1 protein-coding gene is annotated in these 414 nt (G+C 46.4%); it reads right to left on the reverse strand.

From position 1 onward, the window contains the following. A partial coding sequence (locus KP705_RS18330) for a hypothetical protein (protein ID WP_215765334.1) occupies positions 1 to 414 on the reverse strand: 414 nt, incomplete at both ends.

Consider the following 414-nt stretch of genomic DNA (forward strand, 5'->3'; position numbering starts at 1 on the left):
GATTATGAGTGAACTCAGTCCCCCTGAAATACTGATTTGAACCATATTTTTGATTGAGCCAACGGAAGAAATAAGAGAGCTTGCGTGTCCTTTTCCTATGATCCGCCTTGAGGTCAGCATATATGCGGACGTTCTCACCGCAGGTGATAACCATGTACCGCAGATACTTCCCCTTATTCGGGTGAATGTTATCAATACAATAGGTCAGCTCATTCCTAAACTGGCGACGCTCAGCAACAGCAACAGCAGGAATGAACAGGATATGCCTAAACTGTTCATCCATCTGCTTAGCTAATCCAGACAGCAAAGCGACCTTGAAAAAGGTGCCATCCTGCTTCTTACGCCTAGACGGAATCCCCAGACCTTCAAGCCTGTCAGCAATGCGATCATAATGAAGCCTTATGGCCTCATCCC

It is taken from the genome of Gluconobacter sp. P1D12_c (genome assembly GCF_018812105.1).
GTDB lineage: Bacteria > Pseudomonadota > Alphaproteobacteria > Acetobacterales > Acetobacteraceae > Gluconobacter > Gluconobacter oxydans_A.